Origin of the sequence: Actinoalloteichus caeruleus, from assembly GCF_049311605.1 — a bacterium.
In the GTDB taxonomy this organism is placed as follows: Bacteria; Actinomycetota; Actinomycetes; order Mycobacteriales; family Pseudonocardiaceae; genus Actinoalloteichus_B; species Actinoalloteichus_B caeruleus.
The window spans coordinates 2,281,238-2,304,014 of sequence record NZ_CP186005.1 but is presented as its reverse complement, the minus strand read 5'-3'; the positions used below and the strand labels follow the sequence as shown (position 1 = coordinate 2,304,014).

Sequence of the window (22,777 nt, the reverse complement as noted above, 5' to 3'; positions counted from 1 at the left end):
CGGCCCGGCCATGCGGGCTGCCCGTCCGGGTGAGTGACGACGAATCGGTGGTGCCCTCACCCACGCGATGATCCCCGTTGCCCCGGGGAGTGCGAGGTCGACGAGGTGCGCGGCCGCGCCCGCGGCGTGGGGACCGTACGGCTCGCGGTGGCAGGGCGAGGGAGTCGCCCGACCAGCCGCCCGAGGATGCAGGGGCACGGGCCGACCGGAGCTGGGGGGTCGGGCCGACCGCTGGCCCGCCGGCGTCTGCCGGCCCTGCTCCGGCGGCGTCCGGTCACGGCCAGGCGGCGGCCAGGCCTTGCGAGCCCCTGTCCACAGCGGAGCGGCCCCGTCCGCTCGCACGCTGGCACGCCCGCCGCCGCTACACTGAGCGACGGAGCCACTTCCCCGCGCGATCCCCCCAGGACGAGGCACGTGCTGGAAGCCAGGGACGAGCAGGTCGAGGTGTCGTGGGCGGTCCCGCCGCCGAGGAGGACCATGATGGACAACACCGAACACCTGGGGCGGCGGATTCGCGCCCTGCGCCACGCCCGGGGGATGTCGCAGCAGGTCCTCGCCGACCTGTCCGGTTTCACCAAGTCCTACCTCTCCCACATCGAGACCGGCACGCGTCCGGTGGAACGCCGGTCCACGCTGGAAGCCCTCGCCGCCGCCCTGCGGGTCGCCCCGTCCGAGATCAGCGGGCCGCTCGCCTGGTCCGCACCCGACCCGGTCGCCGCCGAGGCGCGTGCGGTCACCGAGGACCTCGCCGCCGTGCTGGCCGACCACCGCGTGGGTGACGTCCCGGACCGGCCCGTCCGGCCGTGGGGCGAGGTGGCGGCCGACGTGCGCCGGCTGAACTCCGACCTGCGGCCCCGCGCCGACTACGCGGCCCAGGGGTACCTGCTTCCCCGGCTCGTCGAGGAACTTCTCGTGACAGCGGGCCGTGCGTCCTCGCCACATCGCACCGACGCCCTGGTCGCGCTGGCCGACTGCTACCACGCGGCGGCGGTCATCGCGAAGAACACCGGGGTCCGCCCCCTGGCGTGGGTGGCGGCCGACCGGCTCATGGGCGTCGCCGAGCGCCTGGGCCGGCCCGAGCACACCGCGCACGCGCTGTGGGTTCGCACGCACATGATCGGCGGAGTGGGGCGGGAACGTCAGATCCGGCAGGCGGGCCGCTGGCTGGATCTGCTCGCGGACGAGATGTCCGACCACCGGGTGGCGCAGGCGGCGGGGCAGCTGCACCTGACGGCGGCGTTCGCGCACGCGACCCTCGCCGACGCCCGAGGTGCCGCCGACCACCTCCACGAGGCGGAGGTGGTGGCGAACCGGCTCTCCTCCGACGCCGGACGTTTCGGCTACCTGTGGTTCGGCCGCACCAACGTCACGTTCTGGCGGGTCTCGATCGCGGCGGAACTCGGGGAGCACACCCTGGTGGAACGGCTCGCCGAGGGTGTCGACCCGGGCACGCTGCCCGACCGGGGCCGGCAGGCGCAGTTCTACTCCGACTACGGCCGTTCCCTTGTCCGGGCGGGCCGGACAAGGGAGCGGGGGGTCCGGGTGCTTCGCCGCGCCGAGGAACTCGCGCCGCAGCTGACCAGGAACAATCCCCTGGTGCGGGAGGCCGTGCGTTTCGTTTCGGGCCGCCGGCTCGCCGAGCCCGCCGCACGGGAGGCAAGGGGGATGGCCCACCGCATGGGCGTCGCGGCCTGAGGGCGACGGCTCGGCGCGGACCCCTGCCCCCCGTCCTCCCGATTCCCGGGTCGACGGATGGCGGGCGGGACGGTCGGTCGTGGGTGGGAGCTCGCCGGACCGTGCTGGTGCCCGGGTGGCCGATGTGGCCGGCGGCGACGGCAGCACCAGCGTTCCCGGTGTTCGCGCCCCCGGCACGGCGGCGATCGGACCAGCGCGCCGGTGGGTGCGATCGACCGTCAGGGTGTGCCGTCGACCTCGTTCCCCCTCGTCCTCGCGGCACCCTCGGAACGCCGGTCAGGGCTTCTGGGGGCCGTCGGAGGCGGCGGCCCCCTTGCTCACGGGGTGGCGGGGCGGCGGGGTGGTGGTTCCGCCGGCGCCGGTCGGGGCGGTGGGCGCGCCGCCCCGACCGCCCCGACCAGCGGGACCGGTCAGCGCATCGTCATGGCCCGGCGGCGGAACACCACCAGGGAGACCACCAGCAGCACCGCCGCCATCCCCAACAGCACGGCCGTCTCCACCAGCACCTCGCCCGCGCCCTGCCCGGGGCGGGCGAGGGTCAGCAGGCCGTCCATCGCCCAGGCGTGCGGGAACAGGTAGCCGATGGTGGTGAGGGTCTCCCCGGCCACCTCACGCGGCCACAGGCACCCGCCGAGCATCCCGAGCACGATCCCGACCGGCGGGCCGATCGCCGGGGCCTGGGACGGGGAGCGGACCAGGCTGCCGACCAGCATGGCGGCCCCGGTGGCCACCAGGCAGAAGGCACCCACCACCACGGCGACGCCCAGCGGGTCGCCCCAGGAGACGTCGAACATCAGGGCGCTGACGACGATGATGAGCAGGGCCTGCCCCACCGCCACCACCAGCCGGCTCAACGCCTCCCCCGCCAGCACGGTGCTCGGCCGGACGGGGGCGGCCAGTGAGCGGCGGACCATGCCCAGCCGGCGGGTCTCGACCAGCGCGGCGGCCACCGCCATCGAGTTGATGAAGGTGAACAGCACGAGGTTCGCCGGCGCGGTGTAGGCGAACCCCCTCGGGTCCGTTCCCTGGCCGGCGTCGTCGGGGGCGCGGGCCTCCACCCCGGCCAGGTCCTCCCGGGCGGCCCGCACGGACGCGGCGGCCTCCTCGGGGGTGGCCCCGGCCGCCTCGGCGGCGCGGGTGGCCTCCAGGACGGCCGAGACCCGGCCCACGGCGACGTCGACGGCGCCACGGGCGGCCATGCCGGTGCCGTTGGTCTGGGTCATGACGAGTTCCAGCTCGGTGGAGCCCGGTGGGATGAGCAGGCCCACGGCCAGGCGTCCCTCCCGCACGCCGGCCCGCACCTCCTCCTCGGTGTCCCGGCGTTCCACGTCGAGGTTCGGGCTGGCCGCCAGCTCCTCCAGCACGGCAGCCGCGACCGGGTCGTCGTTCCCGGCGACCACCCCCACGGGCAGCCGGGTCCCCCCGTCCGACCCGCCGCCGAGGGCGAGACCGACGAAGGCGATGGTCACGAACGGCATGACGAGCATGAAGAACAGGCCGGTGCGGTCCCGGGCCTGGCGTCGCAGGTTCGCCGCCACCAGGGCCAGGATCGGCCGGGGTCGCCGACGGGACGGGCTCATCCGAGGAGTCCTTTCCGGAACCGGAGGGCCGCCAGGCCACCGGCGACGACGGCGATCAGGCAGACCACGCCGATCGGGCCGGCCACGGAGGCGAGGTCACCGCCGGCGGCGAGGCCGGCCAGCCCGGTCGACGTCCACCCGTTGGGGGTGAACAGGGCGAGTGCCTGGAGGAAGTCCGGCAGGGCGTGGAGGGGGACGAGGCTGCCGCCGAGGATCCCGGAGGCGAAGGCGATGCCCAGGTTGTACCCGTCGGCCTGGGCGTCGGTCCTGGCGTTGCCGGCGACGAGCATGGTGATCGCGGTGGCGGCGAGCACGTGCGCCCCGCACAGCGCCAGCACGGCCAGCGGGTCCCCCCAGCTCAACCCGAAGAACAGCACCGAGGAGGCCCAGGTGGCGCAGACGCTGGTCATGGCGAGCAGGAAACCGACGATCCCCTTGCCGACGACCGGTGTCCACCGGGGCACCGGGGCGACCCGCAGCCGGCTGAGCGTGCCCAACTGCCGGTCGGTGAGCAGGCCGCGGGTTGAGGTCGAGACCACCAGGTAGGCGAAGAGCACCGCCATCCCCGACGCGTAGTGGACGGCGCCGTCGACCTTGCCGCCGGCCATCGGGTCGGCGTCGAGGGTGAGGGTGGGGCCGGCGGCACCGTTCTCCTCCACGAAGAGCCGCACCTCGTCGGCCGGAACACCGGCGTCCAGGGAGGCCCGCACGGCCAGGGTCCTGGCCTCGACGAGCGCGGAGATCTGGTCCACCATGCTGTTGGCGATCAACCCGGCCAGCGGGGTCGAGTCGGAGGTGAGCACGGTGACCTCGCCGCCCTCGCCCGCTCCCACGCTGTCGCTGAAGCCCGGGGGGAAGACGATCGCCGCGCCGATCTCGCCGTCGTCGACGGCCACGCCGGCCTGGTCCTCGTCGTCGTAGTCGCGCAGCGTGAGGACGTCCCGGAGTTCGTCGGTGGCCAGCGCCTCACGCCGGACGCTGGTGGGGAACTCGCCGCCGTCGAGGTCGACGATGCCGATCGACGCGCGCAGCGGCGGGTCCTCACCTCCGAGCGCGAGACCGAACAGGGAGGCCAGGGCGACGGGGGCGACCAGGGCGAGCAGCAGGGCCGTGCCGTCGCGGAGCCGGGAGCGGAGTTCGTGGCCGCTCACCACGAGAAGTGATCTGATCATGTCCCGTTCAGTCCCGGAGGGTGCTGCCGGTCAGGTGCAGGAAGGCGGCCTCGAGGTCGGGCTCGGTGATCTCGACGCCGGTGATCGTGGCCACCCCCTCGACCGCGCCGATGAAGGTGGGCAGCAGGTGTCTGCTGCCCTCGGCGAGCAGGCGGAGGCTGGACGTCCCGGTGGGCACCGCCTCGGTGACCCCGGCGACGGCCCGGAGTTTGTCGGCGGCGGCGGTCAGGTCCCCGTCGAGCACCAGTTCGACCCGGTCGGAGGTGCCCAGCCGGGACACCAGTTCCCGTTTGGTGCCCTCGGCCACCAGCCGGCCCTTGTCGATGATGCCGACCCGCTGGCACACCCGTTCCACCTCCTCCATGTAGTGGGAGGTGTAGAGCAGGCTCATGCCCCCGGCGACCAGTTCGTCGACCCCTTCCAGGATGGCGTTGCGGCTCTGCGGGTCGACGCCGACGGTGGGCTCGTCGAGGATGAGGAGGGTGGGTTCGTGGAGCAGGGCGGCTCCGATGTTGATGCGCCGTTGCATGCCACCCGAGTAGTCGCCGACCTTGTCGTCGGCGCGGCCGGTGAGCCCCACCAGGTCGAGGACCTCCGCGATGCGGTTCTGCAGGGCTCGGCGGGGCAGACCGTAGAGGCGCCCGAAGTAGCGGAGGTTCTCCCGCCCGGTCAGTTCCGGGTAGAGGGCGATCTCCTGCGGCACGTACCCGATGCGGGCTTTGGCGGCCCTCGGGTCCTGGGCGAGGGCGTGGCCGGCGACGTGGACGCTGCCGGCGTCGGGACGCAGCAGCCCGGAGAGCATGGAGATGGTGGTGGTCTTCCCGGCTCCGTTGGGCCCGAGCAGGCCGTAGGCCTCGCCGCGGGCGATGGTGAGGCTGATCGAGTCGACGGCCAGGTGGTGGTCGAACCGCTTGGTCAGGTCCTGGCAGACCAGCGCATCCGTCACTGGCCGGCCTCCTGCGCGCGGCCACCGATCCCGACCCGGGCGCAGGCCGGGGCGAGGTCGCCCCGGGACAGCTGCCGGTCCGGGCCGTTACCGGCCTGGAGGTCGTGGGCGTCGGTGTGGGTGATCTCCTCGTCCGGCACCCTGTCGTCCACCGGGTCGCCGCCCCGCTCCTTCGAGGACGCGGGGGTGCCCGCGCCGCCCGTCACGCGTGGCCGGCTGGGCCGGTGCGCGTCGGGCCGGTGGTGGACCGGGGCGGGGTGCCGCACCCACCCGCGCGGGTGGGTGCCCCGGACCGCGTCGTCCGCGCGGTTCGGGGTCTCCCCGGTGAGGACGGCGACGGCGCGGGCGCCCGGGAAACCGGTCGGGGTGTTGAACTCGGGCGGGGTGAGGCCCCCGACCGGGTCGCCGTCGGGGTCATGGTCGCTGATCCCGCTGGCCGCTCCCCCGGGCGCGTCCGTGAGCGGGCGGGCTAACGCGGTGGGTTCGCCGCCCGGGTCGGCGGCGTCGAGCGTTCCGGGGGTGGACCCGCCCGGGTCGACGAGCACGTCCTGCGGTGGTGGTGCGAGGGACATCACGCGGCTCCTCCTGTGGTGGTGGGAAGACCACGGCCATCGCCACGGGACCGAAGTGGTCTGGTGCCGTGACGCGTGGACGTGGTGTTCGCCGCCGGATCCGGCGGCGAAGGGGTTCGGGATGGGGGACGCGGGAGACGGGGGACCGCCCGGCCGCCCGGGAGGGGCGGTCCGGTTCCGGACCGGCCACGGCCGTTCCCTGGCCCAGGCCGGCAGGCCGCGAGCTGGAGGTCCCGGGCGTGTGCCGCCGAGCCGTGGAGTTCCCGCCGGTGGGGCACGACACCCCCGTGCGGGAGGCCTGGCGGACCGTTCGGCCGGCGGCTCCCCGACACACCGGGCACGGTCCACCGGAGGGGTGCCAGCGTCAGGAACAGGGCCAGCGGAAACGCCGGGCCACGCCGTCGCGGGGCCCGGGCCACCGGATGGCTCCCGGAACGGTCAGTCGCGGTGGGCTCCCTCGGGCCAGACGACCGTGACGGGCACCCCGCGTTCCCGGGCAGCCCGGACCACGTCGGCCGTTCCCCCGTAGCCCCGCGCTGGTTCCCCGTCCCACACGGCCACCAGTTCGTCGGCCTCCTCCACCATCCGCACCCCCGCCCGCATGTGGGACTCCGAGGTGGAACGCTGGTAACCCAGCCGCACCACGTCGGTGGCCCTGGCCAGCAGGGCGTCGTAGACGGGGCGGTGCCCGGCGGGCAGGCTGTCGCGGTACTGGGCGGCCGGGACGACGACGACCAGTGACCCGCCGGCGTCGAGGACGGACCGGGCGAAGAGGGTGTCCGCCCCGTCGGCGACGCACGACATCCCCACCAGCGGCTCGTCGGCTCGCTTGGCGAGGGTGCGCCGCAGCTCGGTGGCCACGAGTTCCTCGGTGTCCGGGCCGAGTCCTCGGTGCCCGGTGATGGCCAAGCAGGTCATCGGTCCTCCCGTCAGTCGGTCACGGTCAGCTCCTCGTTGGGGGCCGTGGCGCCGCCACGGCGGGGCAGGGCCGTGTGGAGGGCACGGACCCGGACCAGGATGCGTTCGCTGCCCAGGTCCCGCCCGACGCGCAGCGCTTCGGCGGCCAGCCGGTCGCTCTCCTCCCACCGGCCCGCGCTGGCCAGGGCACTGGCCTGGTCGAGCTGCGCCAGGGCCCGGGGTTTGGGTGCGGTCAGGGCGGGTGCCGCCGCCGCGAGGGCACCCATCGCGCCCCGGGTGTCCCCGAGGCGGGCCAGCGCGGTCGCCCGGTGGCGGGCCGCCCTGGCGTCGTCGAAGGCGAACACCCAGGGCCACACCGGTTCCACCCGGCCGCTGCCCGCGTCCCGTTCGGCACGCCGCAGCGCCACCGCCGTCGCCCTGCGGTCGCCCAGGGCCGCGTGGCCGACGGCGTGCAGCGAGGAGAGCCAGGACCGGGCGACCGGTGGGGACGACGCGCCGAGCTGGGTGGTGGCGCGGTCCAACAGGGCCACCCCGTCCCGGGGCTGGCCGGTCTCCACCACGTACTGGCCGAGGGAGCCGACCATGTAGGCGACCAGCAGCGGGTTGTCCGCCCGTTCCGCGTGCCGCACCGCCCGCGCGTAGTGCCGCCGCGCGGTGTCGACGTCCCCCCGGTCGGCGGCGAGCCAGGCGCAGAGGCCGGCGATCTCGGACAGGACGGTGTAGCCCTCGGGGGTGCGGCACCGGGTGCGGACGACCTCGCCGGCGAGGGTCAGGTGCGCCTCGGCGGCCGGGCCGAGGCTGGCCGAGGACACCGTCTGCTCCATCCGGCGGTAGTGGGCGGTGGGGCCGGCGAGGGAGGCGAGCAGGTCCCGGGCGTTCCCCCCGACGGCGGCCCGACGGTGCGACGCGGGTGGGGAGTGGTCCGCTTCGGGCGGGGCGGTGGTGGGGCCTGGGGATAACCGCCGTGCCCTGGCGGGCCGGGTGAACCCGAGTTCCCGGTCGGTGGCGGCCCCGAGGACGTCGCGCAGCGCGGCGCGGTAGTGGGCGGCCGGCCACCGGATCACGCCCCGCTCCCACTTGCCGATGTGGTTGGCGTTCACCGGGGTGATGTGGCGTCCCCCGCTGAGGCGGTTCACCTGGACGTTCACCGCGTCCGCGAGTTCCTGCCTCGTCATCGACTCGCCGGGCGACGAGGGCGACTGGGCGCCTTCCCGCGCGGTGCGCAGGAGGGCGTTGTCCTCCGACACTGCTGGCTCCTCCGCTGGCCGTGCGCGGGAGTGTATCGAGTGCGCGGGGTCCGATGTGAGGTGTTCGCGGTACTCGTCCCCCGACTGCCGGAACGCCGGCCCCCTCCCCCGACGCGGTCCCACGGGGGTGCGGGTGTCCCGGCCGGAAGCGGCCGGGGCGGGCGCCCGAACCGGCCGGTGCGGCGAGCACGGCCACCGCACGGGCGCTGCGCGAGGAGCGGTCCGGCCACTTCCGGGACGGGCCAGGAACGGCCAGGTCGACGGCGCGGCCGGCGCGGGACGCCGCCGGCCACCCCGGACGCCGCCGTCCGACGGGCCGCCGGGTCGCCGGGCCGCCGGGTTGGCTGGCTTCGCTGGCTCGCTGGTCAGGTGGTCCTCGGCCAGGCCCTTGACGGGCACCGGACTTCCACCTCGAAGCGAGCACGTCGAGAACGCGGCTCGTCATGCGTTGGCCGTGCCGACGGTGCGGGCTCCTCGGTTCGTCCGGACCCGGTCTCGGCTGGACTCCCGGTCGGCGAACACGCACGCGCGCCGGACGGCGCGGACGAGGGAGCGCCCGCCGGGCGGAGGACGGCCCGGCGGAGCAGGCGGAACGCCATCGTGGCTCCCGACGATCGCCCCGACCGTCGATGTCGATCGACGCCACCGGTGGCGTCGGCTACCGGAGAGGACACCCCGGGTGCGCGTTCCCCGCACGGGGAACCGGGGCGTCCTCGGCGGCGGTCAGCTCCCCGTGGCCGTCCCGGGCGCCCACCCCGGCGGCAGCGGCTCGGGCATGGGGAAGGAACCACGCACGGTGTCGAACTCGCCGGCGGCGGCCGATCGTTCGATCGCCGTCATCAACTCCAGGACGTGCAACCCCAGCTCGCCACTCGCCCGGTGCGGGGTGCCGGCCCGCAGCGAGCGGACCATGTCCACGACGCCGAGGCCCCGCCCGGCGGAGGGAACCGGGGGCGCGGCCACCCGCCACTCCTCGTCGCCCCGGTCCCGGATCCGCACCTCACCGGCGAAGTGGTTGGGGTCGGGCAGGGCCAGGGTGGCCTCGGTCCCGGTGACCTCCACGAACCCGTGCCGGCGCAGCGGGGAGTCGAAGCTGAACAGCAGCGTCGCCGCCGGTCCTCCCGCGTACTCGACCAACGCGGAGACGTGCGTGGGCACCTCCACGCGGAACTCGGTGCCCGCCAGGTCACCGGCGACGATCCGCCGCGTCGTCAGCGCCTGCCGGCCCACCGCTCCCACCCGGTGCGCGGGCCCGAACAGCGACGCCAGGACCGTCAGGTAGTAGGGGCCGAGGTCGAACAGCGGGCCGGCGCCCCGCTGGAAGAGGAACGCCGGGTTGGGGTGCCACCGGTCCGGGCCCGGTTCCTGCACCAGCGCGAGCGCCGTCAGCGGGGTGCCGATGGCCCCGGCGTCGATGAGCCGCCGAGCCGCCTGGAAACCCGTGCCGAGCACGGTGTCCGGGGCGCACCCCAGTCGGCGGCCGACCCGGCCGGCCTGGGCGACCAGGGCCCGGCCGTCCTCCAGGTCCAGGGTCAGCGGCTTCTCGTTCCACACGTGCAGCCCGGCCTCCAACGCCGCCGAGGCCACCTCGACGTGGGCGGCGGGAACGGTCAGGTTCACCACCAGCTCCACCCCGGGGTGTTCCAGGGCCTGCCCGAACGTCCCCGAGGCCGGCACCCCGTACCGGGCGGCCTGGGCGGCGGCGCGGTCGACGTCGAGGTCGGCGCAGAACAGCACCGAGACCTCCGGGAACGAGGTCAGGTTCGTCAGGTACTGGTCGCTGATCGACCCGCAGCCCACGACGGCGACACCGAGCGGCGCCACCGGGTCCGGGGCCGTCACCGGTCGCTCCCGCCGCCGGCCGGGTGGGCGAACCCGTTGTCCCGCAGCCAGTCGAGGCTGTCCCCGACCGCCGCGAGGACGTCGGTGGCGCAGTCGTCGAGTTCGACGACCCGCCACTCCACCGCCGGGTTCGCCGTGAGGACCTCCGCGACGGGCATGCGTCCCGCGCCGACGGCGGTCATCGGGTCGGTCCTGGTCACCGGCCCGTCCTTGACGTGCAGGTACCGGACCCGGTCCCCCAGCCGTCGGAGCAGGGCGGGCACGTCCTGCCCTGCCACCGCCGCCCAGTAGGTGTCCACTTCCAACACCACCTCCGGGGCGAGGGCGTCGGCGAGCACCACCAGCGCGGGGCTGCCGTCCACGTCGGTGAACTCGAACTCGTGGTTGTGGTAGCCGAGCCGCAGACCCGCGTCGGCCGCCCGGGACGCCACCGCGTTCAGCTCGGCGGCCAGCGCCGTGACCGCGTCCCGGTCGCCGAACCGCTCCGGCAGCGCGACCGGCACGATGACCGTGTCGGCGCCGACCGTCCGGGCCCCGTCGAACAGGGCGTCCACGTCCTCCGACAGGACGGGGGCGTGGACGGCGCAGACGGCCAGGCCGGCCGCGTCGAGATCGTCACGCAGCCCGGGGGCGTCGGTGAGCACGTCGAACGGTTCCACCGCGCCGTAACCGAACCCGGCGAGGGCGGCCAGCACGCCGACGCGGTCAGCGGCCAGCTGCTCCCGCACCGTGTAGAGCTGCACCGCTGGGGGTGTCGAGAGGATCGGACTGGTCGGATCGGACATCTGCACCTCCTGTCAGGACACCGGAGCCGGCCGCGCTGGGCGTCCGGAACCGACAACCGGGTGGGGGCCGGCGTGCGGCCGGGGCGCCCCACGGGACATGGCTCGGGCGTGCGGTGGGATGGGCCGCCCCAGGGCGGGGGCCAGGGCCACCCGGTCTGGCCCGCCTACCCATCCGGGGGTGCGGGGCGGTGGGCCGCCTCGGGCCCCGCCGCGAGGCGGGAGTGGCGCGGGACGACCGGAAACCGTCATGTCCCCGCACCGCTGCCGCCGCCGTTCCCGCCGGGGGTCGGCGGCCGCCAGTCCCGCAGCGCGGGTCGCAGGTCCTCGTCCGCCCCGTCCACGGCGTCGCGGTGCGCCTCGGCGAGCAGGTCCGCGATGACCACCCTGGTCCCGGTGCCGGCCGACGCGATGGCGCCGTGCACCATCGCCAGGCTCAGCAGGTTGTCCGCCGCCACCGTGCTCGGCGGGAGCCCGGTCCGCAGGGCGTGTTCGAATTCGGTCAGGGAACCGGCGATGTCCGTCGGCGACGGGGACCCCCACCCGCGCGCCCGGGACTCGGCCGCCGCCTCGGCGGCGCCGGCGACCGGCACCGCGTGCTCGACGACGGGTTCACCCTCGCCGTCCCACACCGCCGCCCCGTGCCGCCCGCTGACCCGCCACCGCCCGTTCCAGGAGGTCTCCAACCCGGGGGCGCACCAACTCCCCGTGTAGAGGTAACGCACTCCGCCGGTCATCTCGAAGATCGCGGTGGCCGCCGCGTCACCCCGGTACCAGCTCCAGTGCGGGTTGAACTCCTCGCACCACACCGTCACCGGGTCGCCGCCCACCAGGTACCGGGCCGCGTCGAACGGGTGGATCGCCATGTCCAGCAGCAGCGGGTGCTCCATCTCCTCGCGGAACCCGCCGAACCTCGGCGCGCGGAAGAACTCGGTGCTGACCGTGCCCACCGCCCCCAAGGTCCACACCTGCCGCCGCAGCGCGGCCAACCCGGGGCTGTGCCGACGGTTCTGGCTGACGGCGAACAGGCGGCCGGCGCGTTCGGCGGCCACCACGAGGCCGATCGCCTCGGCGAGGGTCGCCGCGAGCGGTTTCTCGCCGAGCACCGCCAACCCCAGGTCGAGGGCCTCCCGGGTGACGGAGTAGTGCGCGGAGGGGATGGTGACGTCGACGACCAGATCGGGCAGGGTGGCCTCGGCGAGGGCGCTGAGCGAGGTCGACACCGGAACCGGGGGCACCCCGCAGGCCGACAGTGCCGCCGTCGCCGCGTTCGGGTCGAGGTCGACCACGCCGACCAGGTCGACCGTGGGTGAGGCGTCCACCGTGTTCAGCCAGGCCCGCCCCATCGCTCCCGCCCCCACGACCACCGCGCGCAGCGGGCCGTGGTGGTCGACGGTGCGGAAGGCTCCGACGGTCATCGGTCCGCACCCGGGGACGCGGCCCCCGAGTGTGTCGCCGGCTCGTCGTCCCACCAGCCCACCGGGGAGCGGCGCAACCTCGGCGGGGACCCGACCGGCCGGTCCGGCCTCGCCCACCTCACCCCGTTGGCGATCACCCGCCGCACGTCGGGGTGGTGGTAGACGGGGTAGTCCTGGTCGCCGGGGCTGAAGTAGAAGATCCGGCCGTGGCCCCGGCGGAAGGTGACACCGCTGCGGAACACCTCGCCGCCGCTGAACGAGGACACGAAGACCAGCTCGTCCGGCGCGGGGATGTCGAAGAACTCCCCGTACATCTCCTGCCGGTCGATCACCAGCGGACTCGGCACGCCCTCGGCGATCGGGTGCCGGGGGTCGACCGTCCACACCAGTTCCCGGTCGTCGCCGTTGCGCCACCGCAACGCGCAGGTGGTGCCCAACAGCCGCGTGAAGACCTTGGAGAAGTGCCCGGAGTGGAGCACGACGAGCCCCATGCCGCCGAGCACCCGCTCCCGGACCCGTTCCACCAGGGCGTCGTCGACGCGATCGTGGGCGAGGTGGCCCCACCAGACGAGGACGTCGGTGGTGTCGAGGACCTCCGGCGGCAGGCCCTGCCCGGGTTCGTCCAGGGTGGCGGTGCGGATGGAGGTGGCCGGGCCGAGGTGGTCGGCGATCGCCGCCGCCACCGCGCCGTGGATTCCCCGCGGGTAGCGTTCGGCGACCTCCGGTTGGGTCCGTTCGTGGACGTTCTCGTTCCACACGGTGATCCGGGGTGGTTCGGGTGCGTCCCCGGGGGTGTCGGCGGCGGGACGGTGGTCGGGCACGGCACTCACCGGCGGTCCTCCATCGCACGAACGGTCACGGTCGGAGGACGTCGTCTGTCGTGCGTCGCGACACCCCCGCCAGGGTGAGCGCACCGCTCCGACGGACCAGGTCGACCGGTGTCCACGCCGGGGCACGGTCCCCGTGTCGATCTTGTCCTGCACCGCCGATCCAACCGACCCCCGACGGCGGGAACAATCAGCCGGTCGGGCGATATGCGCGTGGCGCATTCGACCGCGCTCCGTGTCGAACACCGTTCGACCTGGTCACCCGTCACCCGTGTCGAATGACTCCCCGGGCGGGTCCCCTGTGCGCGTCCTGCCACTCCTCGCCTCGCCGCCGCCCACCGCTGCCCCCTCCTCCGGCTTCGGCCCGGCACCCGCCTCGGGCGGATGCCGGGCGCAAGAGCTCAGGGACGGCTCACCCCGTGAGGCCGATGATCTCCAGGAGCGGGCTCCGCGCATGCCATCCCGCCCGGTCGAGCTCCTCGGACAGCCCCTGCGGGTTGTCCGGCCGGCTGAGCTGGTCGAGGACGTCGTCCAGGACCCGGCGGCGATCCACGACGTCGGTCACCTCCACGGCCGTGGCCGGAAGGTCGACGACCACCGACTCCTTGAGGTGCAGGGTGAGGCGGGGGTCGGCCAGCAGGTTGCGGTACCAGTCGCGGGGACGGTCCTCCGGGTAGCCCGTCAGGAAGAACCGGCCCCCGGACCGGTAGAGCCAGATCTCGAGGCGCCGGGGCAGCCCGGACCGGCGTCCGACCGTGGTGATGTCCACCAGCACATCCGAGTGGAGCGCCCGGCGCACGGCGGCCTCATCCGGTGTCCCCGTCCCGGTCGACGCCGGCTGGGGTTCCCACCGGTGCGACGCCGGGTCGTCCGCGTGGCGGGCGTAGACGTCGGGGGGACCGGCCACGTAGCAGGCCGTCACCTCCTCCTCCGCCACGAACTCGTTCGTCGAGTTCGCCGGCAGGTGGACGACCTCACCGGGGTGGACGACCAGTTCGCCGTCGTCCTCGGTCCGCACCCGCAGAACACCGCCCAGGACGATCACCATCTCGTCGTAGGGGAAGGCGGCCCGCAGCCGCTCGCCCGACGGCATGGCCGCGAACCCCACCACCATCGCCGCCTCCGGGTCGGTCGCCCGGCTGACGAGATCACTGCCGAAGAGCTGGTACCCCGCGCCGTCGGGCGGGGACCAGTCCTGGTTGCTCCGCGCGTCCTCGATCGTCCACCTGCGCACCCGCCTGCGTTCCACCGCCACGTTCCTCCCGTCGGGACGCCCCTCGGCGTCCGTCCGGCGGACCCTAGGACCTGAAGCGCACTGGAGGTCAACAGCGGGCGGTGCCGAGCTGGTCGTTCAGAGCTGAGTGCGCACCGCCGCGCGCTCGCGAGAAGCCGCTACCAGTGGGGATCTGGGCGCTCGTCGAGCGCTCACCTCGCTCACGGCGGTATTTCGACCAGTTCCGGTACAACACCGTGAACGGCACTGGCTCAACCCCACTCGCGCGAGGCTTTCGAAGGGGAAGCGGCGCGCTCGCGCACCACCGACGGCTCACCCCGCTCGCGCGGGGCTTTCGCTTCAGGTCACAGCATCGCACCGGTACGAGCCTCCCGGCGATCCGCGAGACGCTCAGTCGATGAGCGTGAGGGGCGCGGTGCTGAACCGGCCGGAGAGCAGGTCGTCAAGCAGGGTAGGCAGTTCGGCGGGCAGGAGCTTGTCGCGGCACTGCCGCAGCTCGTCCGCTGGCCACCAGCGGCGTCCGATCTGCCCGGCCTTCTCGTTCTCGGTGGGCCGGGGCGCGACCTGCGGGGTGTTCCCCTGGGTGCGCCCGAGAAAGACGCGCTCGATGCGGTGGTGGTCGCGGCCCTTGTACCGGAACCGGGATTCACGCACCCACAGTTCACGGCCGAGGGTGGGGAGCATGATCCCGGTCTCCTCGGCGGCTTCGCGGCGGGCTGCATCGCGGAGGTCTTCGCCGTCGTCCAGGCCGCCGCCGGGCAATTCCCACCAGTGGTGATCGGGCTCGGCGGGGTCGAGGGGACCGGCCACGTAGCAGGCGGTCACCTCCGCCTCGGCCACGAACTCGGCGGATCCCCACCAGCAGGACCATCCCCCACCGGTCGGCCGCTCGGCGGAGCGCGCCGGTGGCTCGACGCCTCCTCGGTGTCCCTCCTCCTGTTCGGTCCCCGTTGTCGAACCCCACGAAGGTACGAGCAGCTGCGAGTGCCGGAACCGCCCCGGGATATATTGATTCGCCGGCCACCGGACGCCCGGTCCACAGCGAAACCACGACGCGCACCGACGAGCAGCGGGAGCGGCCGAGCCACCAGTCACGGCAGCCCCGACGGCCAGCTCACGCGCTCCCAGGCGACGGATCGCGACGTCCGGAGCCATCCCCGGCACCACCCGAACCGACTGACTCCGGCGCGGGCCGTCCGCCCGGCCTTGCCGTTTCCTCTTGCCCAGGACCAGGACCGTACTGGATGGCCCTGCCTCCGATCAGCTAGCGGAACCACGTGTCCGGTCGACCAACGGCCGAGCTCCGGCGAGGAGTCGCGGACGTTCCATTCCAGCATGGCTCGTCACCGAACACCCCATCCTGCTGGCGCCGAGCCAGCAGCGACGCCGGTGGGCCGAGCCGATCGATTCGCTGGCCGTGCACAGTCTCCCCGCCGAGCGCGGCGAGGATCGGGGCGATCGCCTTTTCGGGGTCGGTATCGGCACGGCAGGTGAACAGGTCGACGTGCGCGAGTTCGTGCTCGGGCCAGGTGGACACGGTCAGGTGGGACTCGGCCAGCACCAGCACGCAGGTGGCGCCGTGCGGCTGGAACACCACGGGCAGTTCGCCGAGCACCGTGCAGCCGAGCCGGGCGACGGCGGCGCGCATGGCTTCCAGCAGCTCGGCGGGTTCGGGATTGGGGATGGTGCAGCCGGTGATGTCGTAGACGACGTGGATCACGGGACCCTCCAGGGATTGGTCAGGCCGATCGCCGGTCGAGGGACGGGCCGTTGGCTGGGATGCGGATGAGGTCGGCGAGGTAGTCGACGGTGTAGGAGCGGTGCAGCCGGCGCGGTTCGGCCGCCCAACGGGTGACCTCGGTCCAGAGCGCGTCGAGCGCGTCGTCACCGTGCTGGTCGAGCAGGACATCGAGGTTGAGGAACGCCTCGGGCAGGTCGGCGTAGGCGGCGCCGTAGCGGACATAGAGCGTCTTGGACAGCTTGCCGCCGCTGCGGTCGAGCACGAGTGGGGTGAACACGCTGACCGGCCATTCGGCGGCCGGGATGCCCAGCGTCGCCAGCGCGGGCGCCAGGACGTGGGCGTGCCAGGCCCCGCCCCAGTCCGCGCCGTCCACCGACACCGAGCACGCCTCGTACAGCTCACCCTCGGCGGCGAGCAGGAACCCTTTCTGAATGGAGCGGACCGGGGTATTCGCGTCGTACCAGCCGCCCGTACCACTGATGTCAATGGTCTCCCGGTAGCAGCCGTGGACTGGGCAGAGCGAGTCCAGGTGAACGACTCCGTCACCCGCGGTGATCGACAGGTTCTTCGCGGATTTCTCCATCAGGCGACACTCGGGGCAGCGTGGTCGGATGCGGACGATCCCGTCGGCCGGGGCCACGATCGAGCGGAAGTCCTCCAGACGGGAGGCCATCGCGTGCAGGCAGGTCCGCACCGGCGTCAGCCTTTGGTAGATCGAGTACGGCCGGAACTCGTAGCGCACCTGCGAGCGGTCCGCCGCCCACCGCAGCAGCCGCTCGAACCCCGAGATTCGGTCGGCGCGGTCGAGGTGGCCGGAGTCGATGAGATCTCCCACGGTGCGGGTGTAGATCTCGCCGTCGATCTCGACATGCTCTGCCGGGGCGTTGTCCAGAGCGTCGAAGATGACCGTCGCCGGAAGGTCCAAGACGTCGGCGTTGTGGCGGGCGGCGGCGAACACCGAGAGCACGGTGACGACGGTGCCGATGTGGGGAGTGCCGTTCAGCTGCGCGGCGGTCGTCACACGAAGCCGCTGCTTGCCGCGGGCCGCGGCTCGCAGCAGATCGGTGTTGTCGCTCGTCAGATGCGCGATCCCGACCGGGGCGAAGAACAGCTCGCCTGGTTCTGGTGACTGAGCGGTTCGGCTTGTGGGCATGGCTGTGTCCTTCCGACGTAGGTCCACACGGCGGGAAACTCGGGATCGGCGATCGTGATCCGCTTGAGGAGCAGTAGGTGCGCGCCTGCCTGGGTGGCGGCGTTCTGGTAGAGCTGGTGGGTCAGCTCGACTCGCCCGCGTGGGTCGCGGGCAACCCAGTTGGCGCCGGCGGTCCAGCCGCCCGGCGCGAGCAGGCGATGAATCTCGGCGAACCGGGTGGTGAAGTGCTCGTCGTTGCGGCACAAGCCGAGCAACCCGAACTGGGTCACCAGGTCGAAGGTGGTCGCGGTCAGGTCGGCGGGCAGTGACCGGTCCAGGCAGTCGGCGCGGACCCGTACGACCAGCGATCGGCAGCGTGCCAGGAAGTCGTCAGGCTGGGCGCGCCCGCAGAGCGCCAGCGCGGTGGTGTGCACCCCGCGAGGCTGGGCGAGTTCGGCGAACTGGCCCAGGATCTCCAGCCGTGTGCGATCGACGTCGACCGCGACGAGTTGCTGGGCGCGTAGGGCGATGGCCCACAGCATCGACTCCGATCCGCAGCCCAGGTCCACCCAGGTCTGAACGGGTGGGATGGTCATCAGGGCGGCGAGGATGTCCTCGGTGCCCAGGCCGAAGCGGAACTGCTCGGCGTAGTAGCGCCGCCAATACTCGTCCGCGTCGGCCACGGTCTCGTTGCCGCTCACCGCTGGACTCCCGGGTCGGTGGTGGCCAGGACTTCAGACAGCCCGTGCTGTCCGGCCAGCAACCGGACGTGGACGAACCCGGCGGCGGTGAAGGTGTCCCGCAACTGCTGGGCGGAGAACAGGGCCAGCTCCACCGTGGTCGTGTAGAGGCTGTGCCCGGCGGGGTCGACGTAGTCGAACTCGATGCGCAGCCGGTCGTCGTCGCGTTGCTGGCGGCGACGCCGCAGGACCGCCCCACCGGCGTGGGCGGGGTCGAACCAGCGGTCGGGGAACCACACCCGGTGCTGGCGGGCGACGTCGTAGAAGGTGGCGGAGTCCACCCCACCGCCGGGATGCGTGCACGCCACCTGCGCGAGCACCTCGACACCAGGACGCAGTGCCTGCCGGAGCGCGGTCAACATGTCGGTCAGCGAGGATTGGCGGGCGAGCTGGTTCAGCGCGGCGTTCGGCGCCACCACGAGCTCGACCTCGGAAAGGAACTCCAGCTCGTGCAGGTAGGCCACCGCCGGAACCGTGTGTTCGGCGGGCACACCGGCGTTGGCTGCGTGCTCGACCGCGGCGGCGAGCATCTCCGGGCAGGCGTCCACCAAGGTCACCGTGGCGCCTGCACGGGCGTACTCGGTCAGGAAATGTCCTGCGCCGCAGGGGATTTCCACCACGTGCGGGCCGGTGCGCAGCAGCCCATGCAGCAGCCGGGGTCGGCGAACGGCGGTGGCTTCGGCGCGGGCGAACCGTGCCCGCCGCGCGTAGGACTCGACCACGGCGACGGCGTTGCTGGTCGCGGTCACGCCGGGACTCCGTAGAACGCGGCGTGCTGACGGCAGATCGGATGCACCAGCCGACCGGCCTGGGCGATCCGGGCTGCCTCGATCGCCCTGTCGCTCACGCCGGACAAGGCGACGCGGGCCAGGCGCACCAGGTACGGGGCGGCGTTGCCGGTGTACGCCGCGGTCGTGGTGAGCGGCACCAGCGCCGGGAGGGCGTCGAGTTTGACGTGCAGCACGCCTTGGGTCACGCGCGGGGCGTCGCCGGGTTGCTGGACCGGCCCGGCCGTGGGCAAGTAGCCCTCCCCATACCCGCAGGTGGCGTCCACGATGACCGCGCCGGCCTTCATCTCACGCAGGTCGGTTTCCGTGATCATTGGGGCCGTGTCGAACGTCGAGATCAGGATCGCGCCGACAACGAGATCCGCCTCGGCCAGGACGCGCGAGCGCAGCTCCGGCGTGTTGACCGCGACCCGCACGCCGGTCGGGGCGTCCGGCAGGTACCGGCCTGCCGAGTCCTCCGAGCGCGTGAGGACGGTGACCCGCGCGCCGAGCGCGGCCGCGGTGCGAGCCGCAGCCGCACCGACGGTGCCGCATCCGATCACCACCACCTGGGGCGCCACCGCTCCGGTGACTTCGGCCAGCAGCACGCCACGTCCACCCTGGATGGTTTGAAGTGCTTGTGCCCCATACAGAACCGACTGGATTCCGGCGATTTCCGCCCCGGGGGCCGCCATCGGGAACCGGCCGTCCTCTTCGAGGAACTCGTAGCTGTACGCCGTGACGCCGCTGCCCGCCAAGGCGGCGAGCAGGGCGGGGTCGCCCTCGGCGTGGAACAGCGCGCCGATCGACTGGCCGGGCCGCAAGCGGGACAGCTCCTTCGGGTTGACGGACTTGTAGCGCAGCACCAGAGGCGCGGCCCACACCTCGTCCGGGGCGGCGAACCGCACTCCTTGCGCGGCGAGCTCGGCGTCGTCGCAGAAGACCCCCGCACCGAGGCCGGGTTCGGCAAGAACCTCGAACCCGGCCTCGGCCAGGACGCACGCGACCGTCGGGGTGAGCAAGGTGCGCCGGTCACCGGTGCTGGATTCGCGCGGGAAGCCGATGACGAGGGCGGTACTGTCGGGCATCTGCGCCTCCACGGGTGTTCCACACTGGATGTAGGTGAAGCGTCACGCCCCGTGACCCGCTGCGCCAGGTCACCGCGTTCGTGGCTGTTACTCACCGGTTGTGGGTTCGTTGTTCATCCCCATGTCGAAATCGCAGGTGGGTAGGTGAATGGCGCTGCCGGAGCGGAGCGCTGCGCATCCGGGTGATTACACTTCGTTGGCTTGGGAGGCCGCTGTCCCGGCGGCGTGATCATGATGACGGGAGGAGCCTGGAGTGCAGGAAGACCTATTCGGCACCGCGGAGTTCGATGTCCCGGTCGAGCGTGTGTTGATGTCGCTCGACCCGGAGTACTACGAGTTGATCTGGCAGCGCCTCAAGCGGCACGAGTTCCGCCGCCGATATCTCGCTGACCGGCCCACCACGTGGTTCGTCTACCTCACCGCGCCGGTATCCAAGCTGGCCGCCGTGATCGACCTCGACGAAGCCGTCGTGGCCAGTCCGACCCGGATCGCTGAGATCGCCGAGCAGGCCCGCGTCGGCAACGGCGAATCGGTCTTCGAGTACCTCAAGGATCTGGAGAACGGGTTCGCGCTGCCGATCAGGAAGGTGCGCGAGTTCTCGGGGTTCACCGCCGAGGAACTGACCGGCATGCTCGGCAAATTCCACCCTCCGCAGGGCTACACCCGGGTGGACAAGAACCTCACGCTCGCGGGCGTGTGCGACAAGCTGATGGCGGCCGAACCGGTGCGAGAGCTGGTCGTGGAGCACCCTGCCTCCGTAATCTGATCACATCAGGAACGGGAAGGGGTGGGGCGAAATGGCCGGTCGGCGCGCACGTGGTAAGGGCCCAGCAGCCGTCCTGGGCGTATCCCCGCTGCGGCAGGCACGCCTGTCAATTCCGGCCACGCTGGAGCAGGTCTGCGAGGACCTCGACAAACAGTCGAATAACGGCTCGTCCGGAGTCACGCCGAGTATGTTGTCCGGCTGGGAGCTGGGCAAGCACATCACCAGCATCCGCTACCGCAAGGTGCTCGCCGGCTATTACGCCCAGCCCCCGGAAGTGCTGTTCGCCCACCAGGACCAGCGGCTCACCGCCGGATCCGAGACACCACTCCTGCTGGTCGGCCACCACGACCTGCGCGCGGCCATGACCGAAGTGGTCCACGGCGCCGGCCAGTACCTGGCGGTCGTGGGGTCCCGCTCACGCGACGCGGCCTACCTCGACGCGATCGAGGCCGTGCTGGTGCAGCGGCCCGAGCTGGTGCACTACCGGGTGCTGTTCGGCCCGCCGCGCCACCAGGTCCTCAAGGACCACCTGTTGCGGCTGGTGAAGATCCGCGATCCGCACGACCGCAGCCTTGGGGTGAAGACGCTGCACATCGGCGTTGTCGAGGACGCCCCCCGAGCCCCGGAGCGGTTCTTCTGCGCCTCGGAGTCCACCGCCGTCGTGCCGATCCCCTCACTGACCTCATCGGAGGCGTTCGACTCCGGGGTGCTGTTCGAGGCGGCGGTGGCCGAACGGCTGATCGACCACGCACGGCAGGTCTACGCCGGTGCCCGCCGGATCGAGAGTGACCAGGCCCTACGTGACCTGCCGGCAGTGCCAAGCTAGACGCCAGAGACGATGCCCAGCAGAGCGTGGGTGAAGGGCGGTGCCGGTCGTGAACATGATCAACCACGGCGGTGAGCGCGACGTGTTGGCTGCGGCTACCGAGGACCACGAGTCGGTCATCGCCCTGACCCGTGAACTCGTCGCCATCCCCAGCCGAGGCGGTGTCGACCCGTACGAGCCGGTGCTCAACCGGCTGAGTGGCTGGCTGGAACAGCGCAACCTCGTCGTCACCGTGCTCAGGGACAAGGCCGGCGCCACCGTCGGCCTGACCTGCGAGATCCGCGGAGCGCATCCCGGCCCCCGCTGGGTGCTCGACGCCTGTCTGGACACCGCACCCTTCGGCGACGAGGCCGCCTGGACCCATCCGCCGACCTCCGCGACCATCGTCGACGGTTGGCTCTACGGGCGCGGCAGCGCCGACTCCAAGACCGGCGCCGCGATCTTCTGCCACGTCGCCACCCGGCTCGCCACCATGACCGACCAGCTGCGCGGCAGCCTGGTACTGCTGTTCGACGTCGACGAGCACACCGGGGCCTTCGGCGGGGCGAAACGCTACTTCGAGGGCCCGGACGCACCCGACGACGTGGCCGGCGTGATGATCGGCTACCCCGGCATGGACAAACTCGTCGTCGGCGGACGCGGCGTGCACCGTGCCACACTGCACGTGCACGGCGTGGCCTCGCACTCAGGCGGTAGCAAAACCACTCCGAGCGCCATCGAGAAGGCCGCCAACCTGGTCCGGGTGCTCTCCGCGGCTGAGCTCGCCGCCAGCGCCAGCTCCGAATTCCCGATGGCCGGCAAGCTAACCGTGACCGCGATCGAGGGAGGCCAGGGCTACTCGGTCACCCCGGACCTGTGCACCCTCCACGTCGATATCCGCACCACCCGCGACTTCGACGACGAGGACGCCGCCCGACTGCTCCAACACCTCGTCGCCCAAGTCGACGACGCGTGGCCCGGAACGCATCCGACCCTCATCCAGGTCGACACTCGCTGGCCCGCGTTCGCCCTCGCCGAAGACTCCCGACTGCGCGCCGCCATCCTCGACGCCGCCACAGCGGTCGGCGTCGAGGTCGAGCCCAAGATCGCCGGCCCGTCCAACATCGGCAACTACCTCGCCGGCCTGAACATCCCCGCCACCGCGGGCTTCGGCGTCGACTACGTCGGCCTACACGGCACCGACGAACGAATCCGCCTGAACACCATCCCCACCATCCAAGCGATCTACCACGCCGCCGTACTCGCGCTCCTGCGTCCGTAGCCCGACCGTGCGCGGTTTCGACAACGAGCAGTGGGACGTCCCCAGGTGGAACAGGCAACTCCAACTCGTGCCCGCCGCGTTCGGATCGCGCGGACCGGGGAACCAGCAACACCAAAATGGTGGACACGGCCGGTGCCCGCATAAACGACGGGCACATCCCGGGACACCACCGCCCGGCACACCGAGAGGACTGCCCCGCTCGCTCGACACCAGACCGGCGGCC

At 73.0% G+C, this 22,777-nt stretch carries 21 protein-coding genes; 4 read left to right on the top strand and 17 right to left on the bottom strand.

The window, feature by feature from the left end; genetic code table 11:
- Window positions 1–414 precede the first annotated feature (414 nt).
- Window positions 415–1,695, top strand: coding sequence for a helix-turn-helix domain-containing protein (locus ACOJVX_RS10200; protein WP_418153256.1), 1,281 nt, complete (start codon window positions 415–417; stop codon window positions 1,693–1,695).
- Between the two features lie 410 nt (window positions 1,696–2,105).
- On the opposite strand, the gene ACOJVX_RS10195 is transcribed toward ACOJVX_RS10200, so the two are convergent.
- From ACOJVX_RS10195 to ACOJVX_RS10115, 17 genes are all read right to left on the bottom strand, one after another.
- A complete protein-coding gene (locus ACOJVX_RS10195; RefSeq protein WP_030106613.1) occupies window positions 2,106–3,275 on the bottom strand; it encodes an ABC transporter permease in 1,170 nt (389 codons plus the stop codon).
- On the bottom strand, window positions 3,272–4,447 hold the full coding sequence (locus ACOJVX_RS10190) for an ABC transporter permease (protein WP_418153254.1): 1,176 nt from the start codon (window positions 4,445–4,447) through the stop codon (window positions 3,272–3,274). The genes ACOJVX_RS10195 and ACOJVX_RS10190 overlap by 4 nt, the downstream gene beginning before the upstream one ends.
- 7 nt (window positions 4,448–4,454) lie before the next feature.
- Window positions 4,455–5,393 (bottom strand): ABC transporter ATP-binding protein, encoded by a 939-nt coding sequence (locus ACOJVX_RS10185; RefSeq protein ID WP_418153253.1) that lies wholly within the window; start codon window positions 5,391–5,393, stop codon window positions 4,455–4,457.
- Entirely contained in the window at window positions 5,390–5,965 is a 576-nt protein-coding gene (locus ACOJVX_RS10180; RefSeq protein ID WP_418153252.1) for a hypothetical protein, read from the bottom strand. The genes ACOJVX_RS10185 and ACOJVX_RS10180 overlap by 4 nt, the downstream gene beginning before the upstream one ends.
- 438 nt (window positions 5,966–6,403) lie before the next feature.
- Entirely contained in the window at window positions 6,404–6,883 is a 480-nt protein-coding gene (locus ACOJVX_RS10175; RefSeq protein ID WP_103056232.1) for a hypothetical protein, read from the bottom strand.
- Window positions 6,884–6,894: 11 nt separating this feature from the next.
- The gene (locus tag ACOJVX_RS10170; protein ID WP_418153250.1) at window positions 6,895–8,130 is read right to left on the bottom strand and encodes a hypothetical protein; all 1,236 of its coding nucleotides are present in this window, start codon (window positions 8,128–8,130) and stop codon (window positions 6,895–6,897) included.
- A gap of 723 nt (window positions 8,131–8,853) precedes the next feature.
- Window positions 8,854–9,972 (bottom strand): Gfo/Idh/MocA family protein, encoded by a 1,119-nt coding sequence (locus ACOJVX_RS10165; RefSeq protein ID WP_418153249.1) that lies wholly within the window; start codon window positions 9,970–9,972, stop codon window positions 8,854–8,856.
- The gene (locus ACOJVX_RS10160; RefSeq protein WP_422647462.1) at window positions 9,969–10,757 is read right to left on the bottom strand and encodes a sugar phosphate isomerase/epimerase family protein; all 789 of its coding nucleotides are present in this window, start codon (window positions 10,755–10,757) and stop codon (window positions 9,969–9,971) included. Before ACOJVX_RS10160 ends, ACOJVX_RS10165 begins: the two co-directional genes overlap by 4 nt.
- A gap of 245 nt (window positions 10,758–11,002) precedes the next feature.
- Window positions 11,003–12,172 (bottom strand): Gfo/Idh/MocA family protein, encoded by a 1,170-nt coding sequence (locus tag ACOJVX_RS10155; RefSeq protein ID WP_418153247.1) that lies wholly within the window; start codon window positions 12,170–12,172, stop codon window positions 11,003–11,005.
- A complete protein-coding gene (locus tag ACOJVX_RS10150; RefSeq protein WP_418153246.1) occupies window positions 12,169–13,002 on the bottom strand; it encodes a ThuA domain-containing protein in 834 nt (277 codons plus the stop codon). The genes ACOJVX_RS10155 and ACOJVX_RS10150 overlap by 4 nt, the downstream gene beginning before the upstream one ends.
- Before the next feature lie 409 nt (window positions 13,003–13,411).
- Window positions 13,412–14,248, bottom strand: coding sequence for a nitroreductase/quinone reductase family protein (locus ACOJVX_RS10145; protein WP_155886267.1), 837 nt, complete (start codon window positions 14,246–14,248; stop codon window positions 13,412–13,414).
- Window positions 14,249–14,623: 375 nt separating this feature from the next.
- Window positions 14,624–15,073, bottom strand: a complete 450-nt coding sequence (locus tag ACOJVX_RS10140) for an NUDIX domain-containing protein (protein ID WP_418153245.1) — start codon at window positions 15,071–15,073, stop codon at window positions 14,624–14,626.
- A 424-nt stretch (window positions 15,074–15,497) separates the two neighbouring features.
- Window positions 15,498–15,953, bottom strand: a complete 456-nt coding sequence (gene speD / locus ACOJVX_RS10135; protein ID WP_418153244.1) for an adenosylmethionine decarboxylase — start codon at window positions 15,951–15,953, stop codon at window positions 15,498–15,500.
- A gap of 19 nt (window positions 15,954–15,972) precedes the next feature.
- Entirely contained in the window at window positions 15,973–17,127 is a 1,155-nt protein-coding gene (locus tag ACOJVX_RS10130; RefSeq protein ID WP_418153243.1) for a hypothetical protein, read from the bottom strand.
- On the bottom strand, window positions 17,052–17,807 hold the full coding sequence (locus ACOJVX_RS10125) for a class I SAM-dependent methyltransferase (protein WP_418153242.1): 756 nt from the start codon (window positions 17,805–17,807) through the stop codon (window positions 17,052–17,054). Before ACOJVX_RS10125 ends, ACOJVX_RS10130 begins: the two co-directional genes overlap by 76 nt.
- Entirely contained in the window at window positions 17,804–18,595 is a 792-nt protein-coding gene (locus ACOJVX_RS10120; protein ID WP_337661708.1) for a class I SAM-dependent methyltransferase, read from the bottom strand. Before ACOJVX_RS10120 ends, ACOJVX_RS10125 begins: the two co-directional genes overlap by 4 nt.
- Window positions 18,592–19,713, bottom strand: a complete 1,122-nt coding sequence (locus tag ACOJVX_RS10115; RefSeq protein WP_418153241.1) for an NAD(P)-dependent oxidoreductase — start codon at window positions 19,711–19,713, stop codon at window positions 18,592–18,594. Before ACOJVX_RS10115 ends, ACOJVX_RS10120 begins: the two co-directional genes overlap by 4 nt.
- A gap of 241 nt (window positions 19,714–19,954) precedes the next feature.
- On the opposite strand from ACOJVX_RS10115, the gene ACOJVX_RS10110 reads away from it, so the two are divergent.
- From ACOJVX_RS10110 to ACOJVX_RS10100, 3 genes are read left to right on the top strand one after another with little or no spacing between them, the layout of a single operon-like run.
- Window positions 19,955–20,467 carry a hypothetical protein gene (locus ACOJVX_RS10110; protein WP_418153240.1) on the top strand — a complete coding sequence of 171 codons (513 nt, stop codon included), beginning with the start codon at window positions 19,955–19,957 and terminating at the stop codon, window positions 20,465–20,467.
- 31 nt (window positions 20,468–20,498) lie between these two features.
- Window positions 20,499–21,293, top strand: a complete 795-nt coding sequence (locus ACOJVX_RS10105) for a hypothetical protein (RefSeq protein WP_418153239.1) — start codon at window positions 20,499–20,501, stop codon at window positions 21,291–21,293.
- A 55-nt stretch (window positions 21,294–21,348) separates the two neighbouring features.
- Complete coding sequence (locus ACOJVX_RS10100) at window positions 21,349–22,554, top strand: M20 family metallopeptidase (protein WP_418153265.1); 1,206 nt, start codon at window positions 21,349–21,351, stop codon at window positions 22,552–22,554.
- Window positions 22,555–22,777: the final 223 nt, after the last annotated feature.

What these genes read in the sequence shown, in the direction of transcription:
- ACOJVX_RS10100 (WP_418153265.1), top strand. Translation starts at nt 21,349, where the DNA reads ATGATCAACCACGGCGGTGAGCGCGACGTGTTGGCTGCGGCTACCGAG.
- ACOJVX_RS10105 (WP_418153239.1), top strand. Translation starts at nt 20,499, where the DNA reads ATGGCCGGTCGGCGCGCACGTGGTAAGGGCCCAGCAGCCGTCCTGGGC.
- ACOJVX_RS10160 (WP_422647462.1), bottom strand. Translation starts at nt 10,757, where the DNA reads ATGTCCGATCCGACCAGTCCGATCCTCTCGACACCCCCAGCGGTGCAG.
- ACOJVX_RS10155 (WP_418153247.1), bottom strand. Translation starts at nt 12,172, where the DNA reads ATGACCGTCGGAGCCTTCCGCACCGTCGACCACCACGGCCCGCTGCGC.
- ACOJVX_RS10180 (WP_418153252.1), bottom strand. Translation starts at nt 5,965, where the DNA reads ATGTCCCTCGCACCACCACCGCAGGACGTGCTCGTCGACCCGGGCGGG.
- ACOJVX_RS10190 (WP_418153254.1), bottom strand. Translation starts at nt 4,447, where the DNA reads ATGATCAGATCACTTCTCGTGGTGAGCGGCCACGAACTCCGCTCCCGG.
- ACOJVX_RS10195 (WP_030106613.1), bottom strand. Translation starts at nt 3,275, where the DNA reads ATGAGCCCGTCCCGTCGGCGACCCCGGCCGATCCTGGCCCTGGTGGCG.
- ACOJVX_RS10175 (WP_103056232.1), bottom strand. Translation starts at nt 6,883, where the DNA reads ATGACCTGCTTGGCCATCACCGGGCACCGAGGACTCGGCCCGGACACC.
- ACOJVX_RS10130 (WP_418153243.1), bottom strand. Translation starts at nt 17,127, where the DNA reads ATGCCCACAAGCCGAACCGCTCAGTCACCAGAACCAGGCGAGCTGTTC.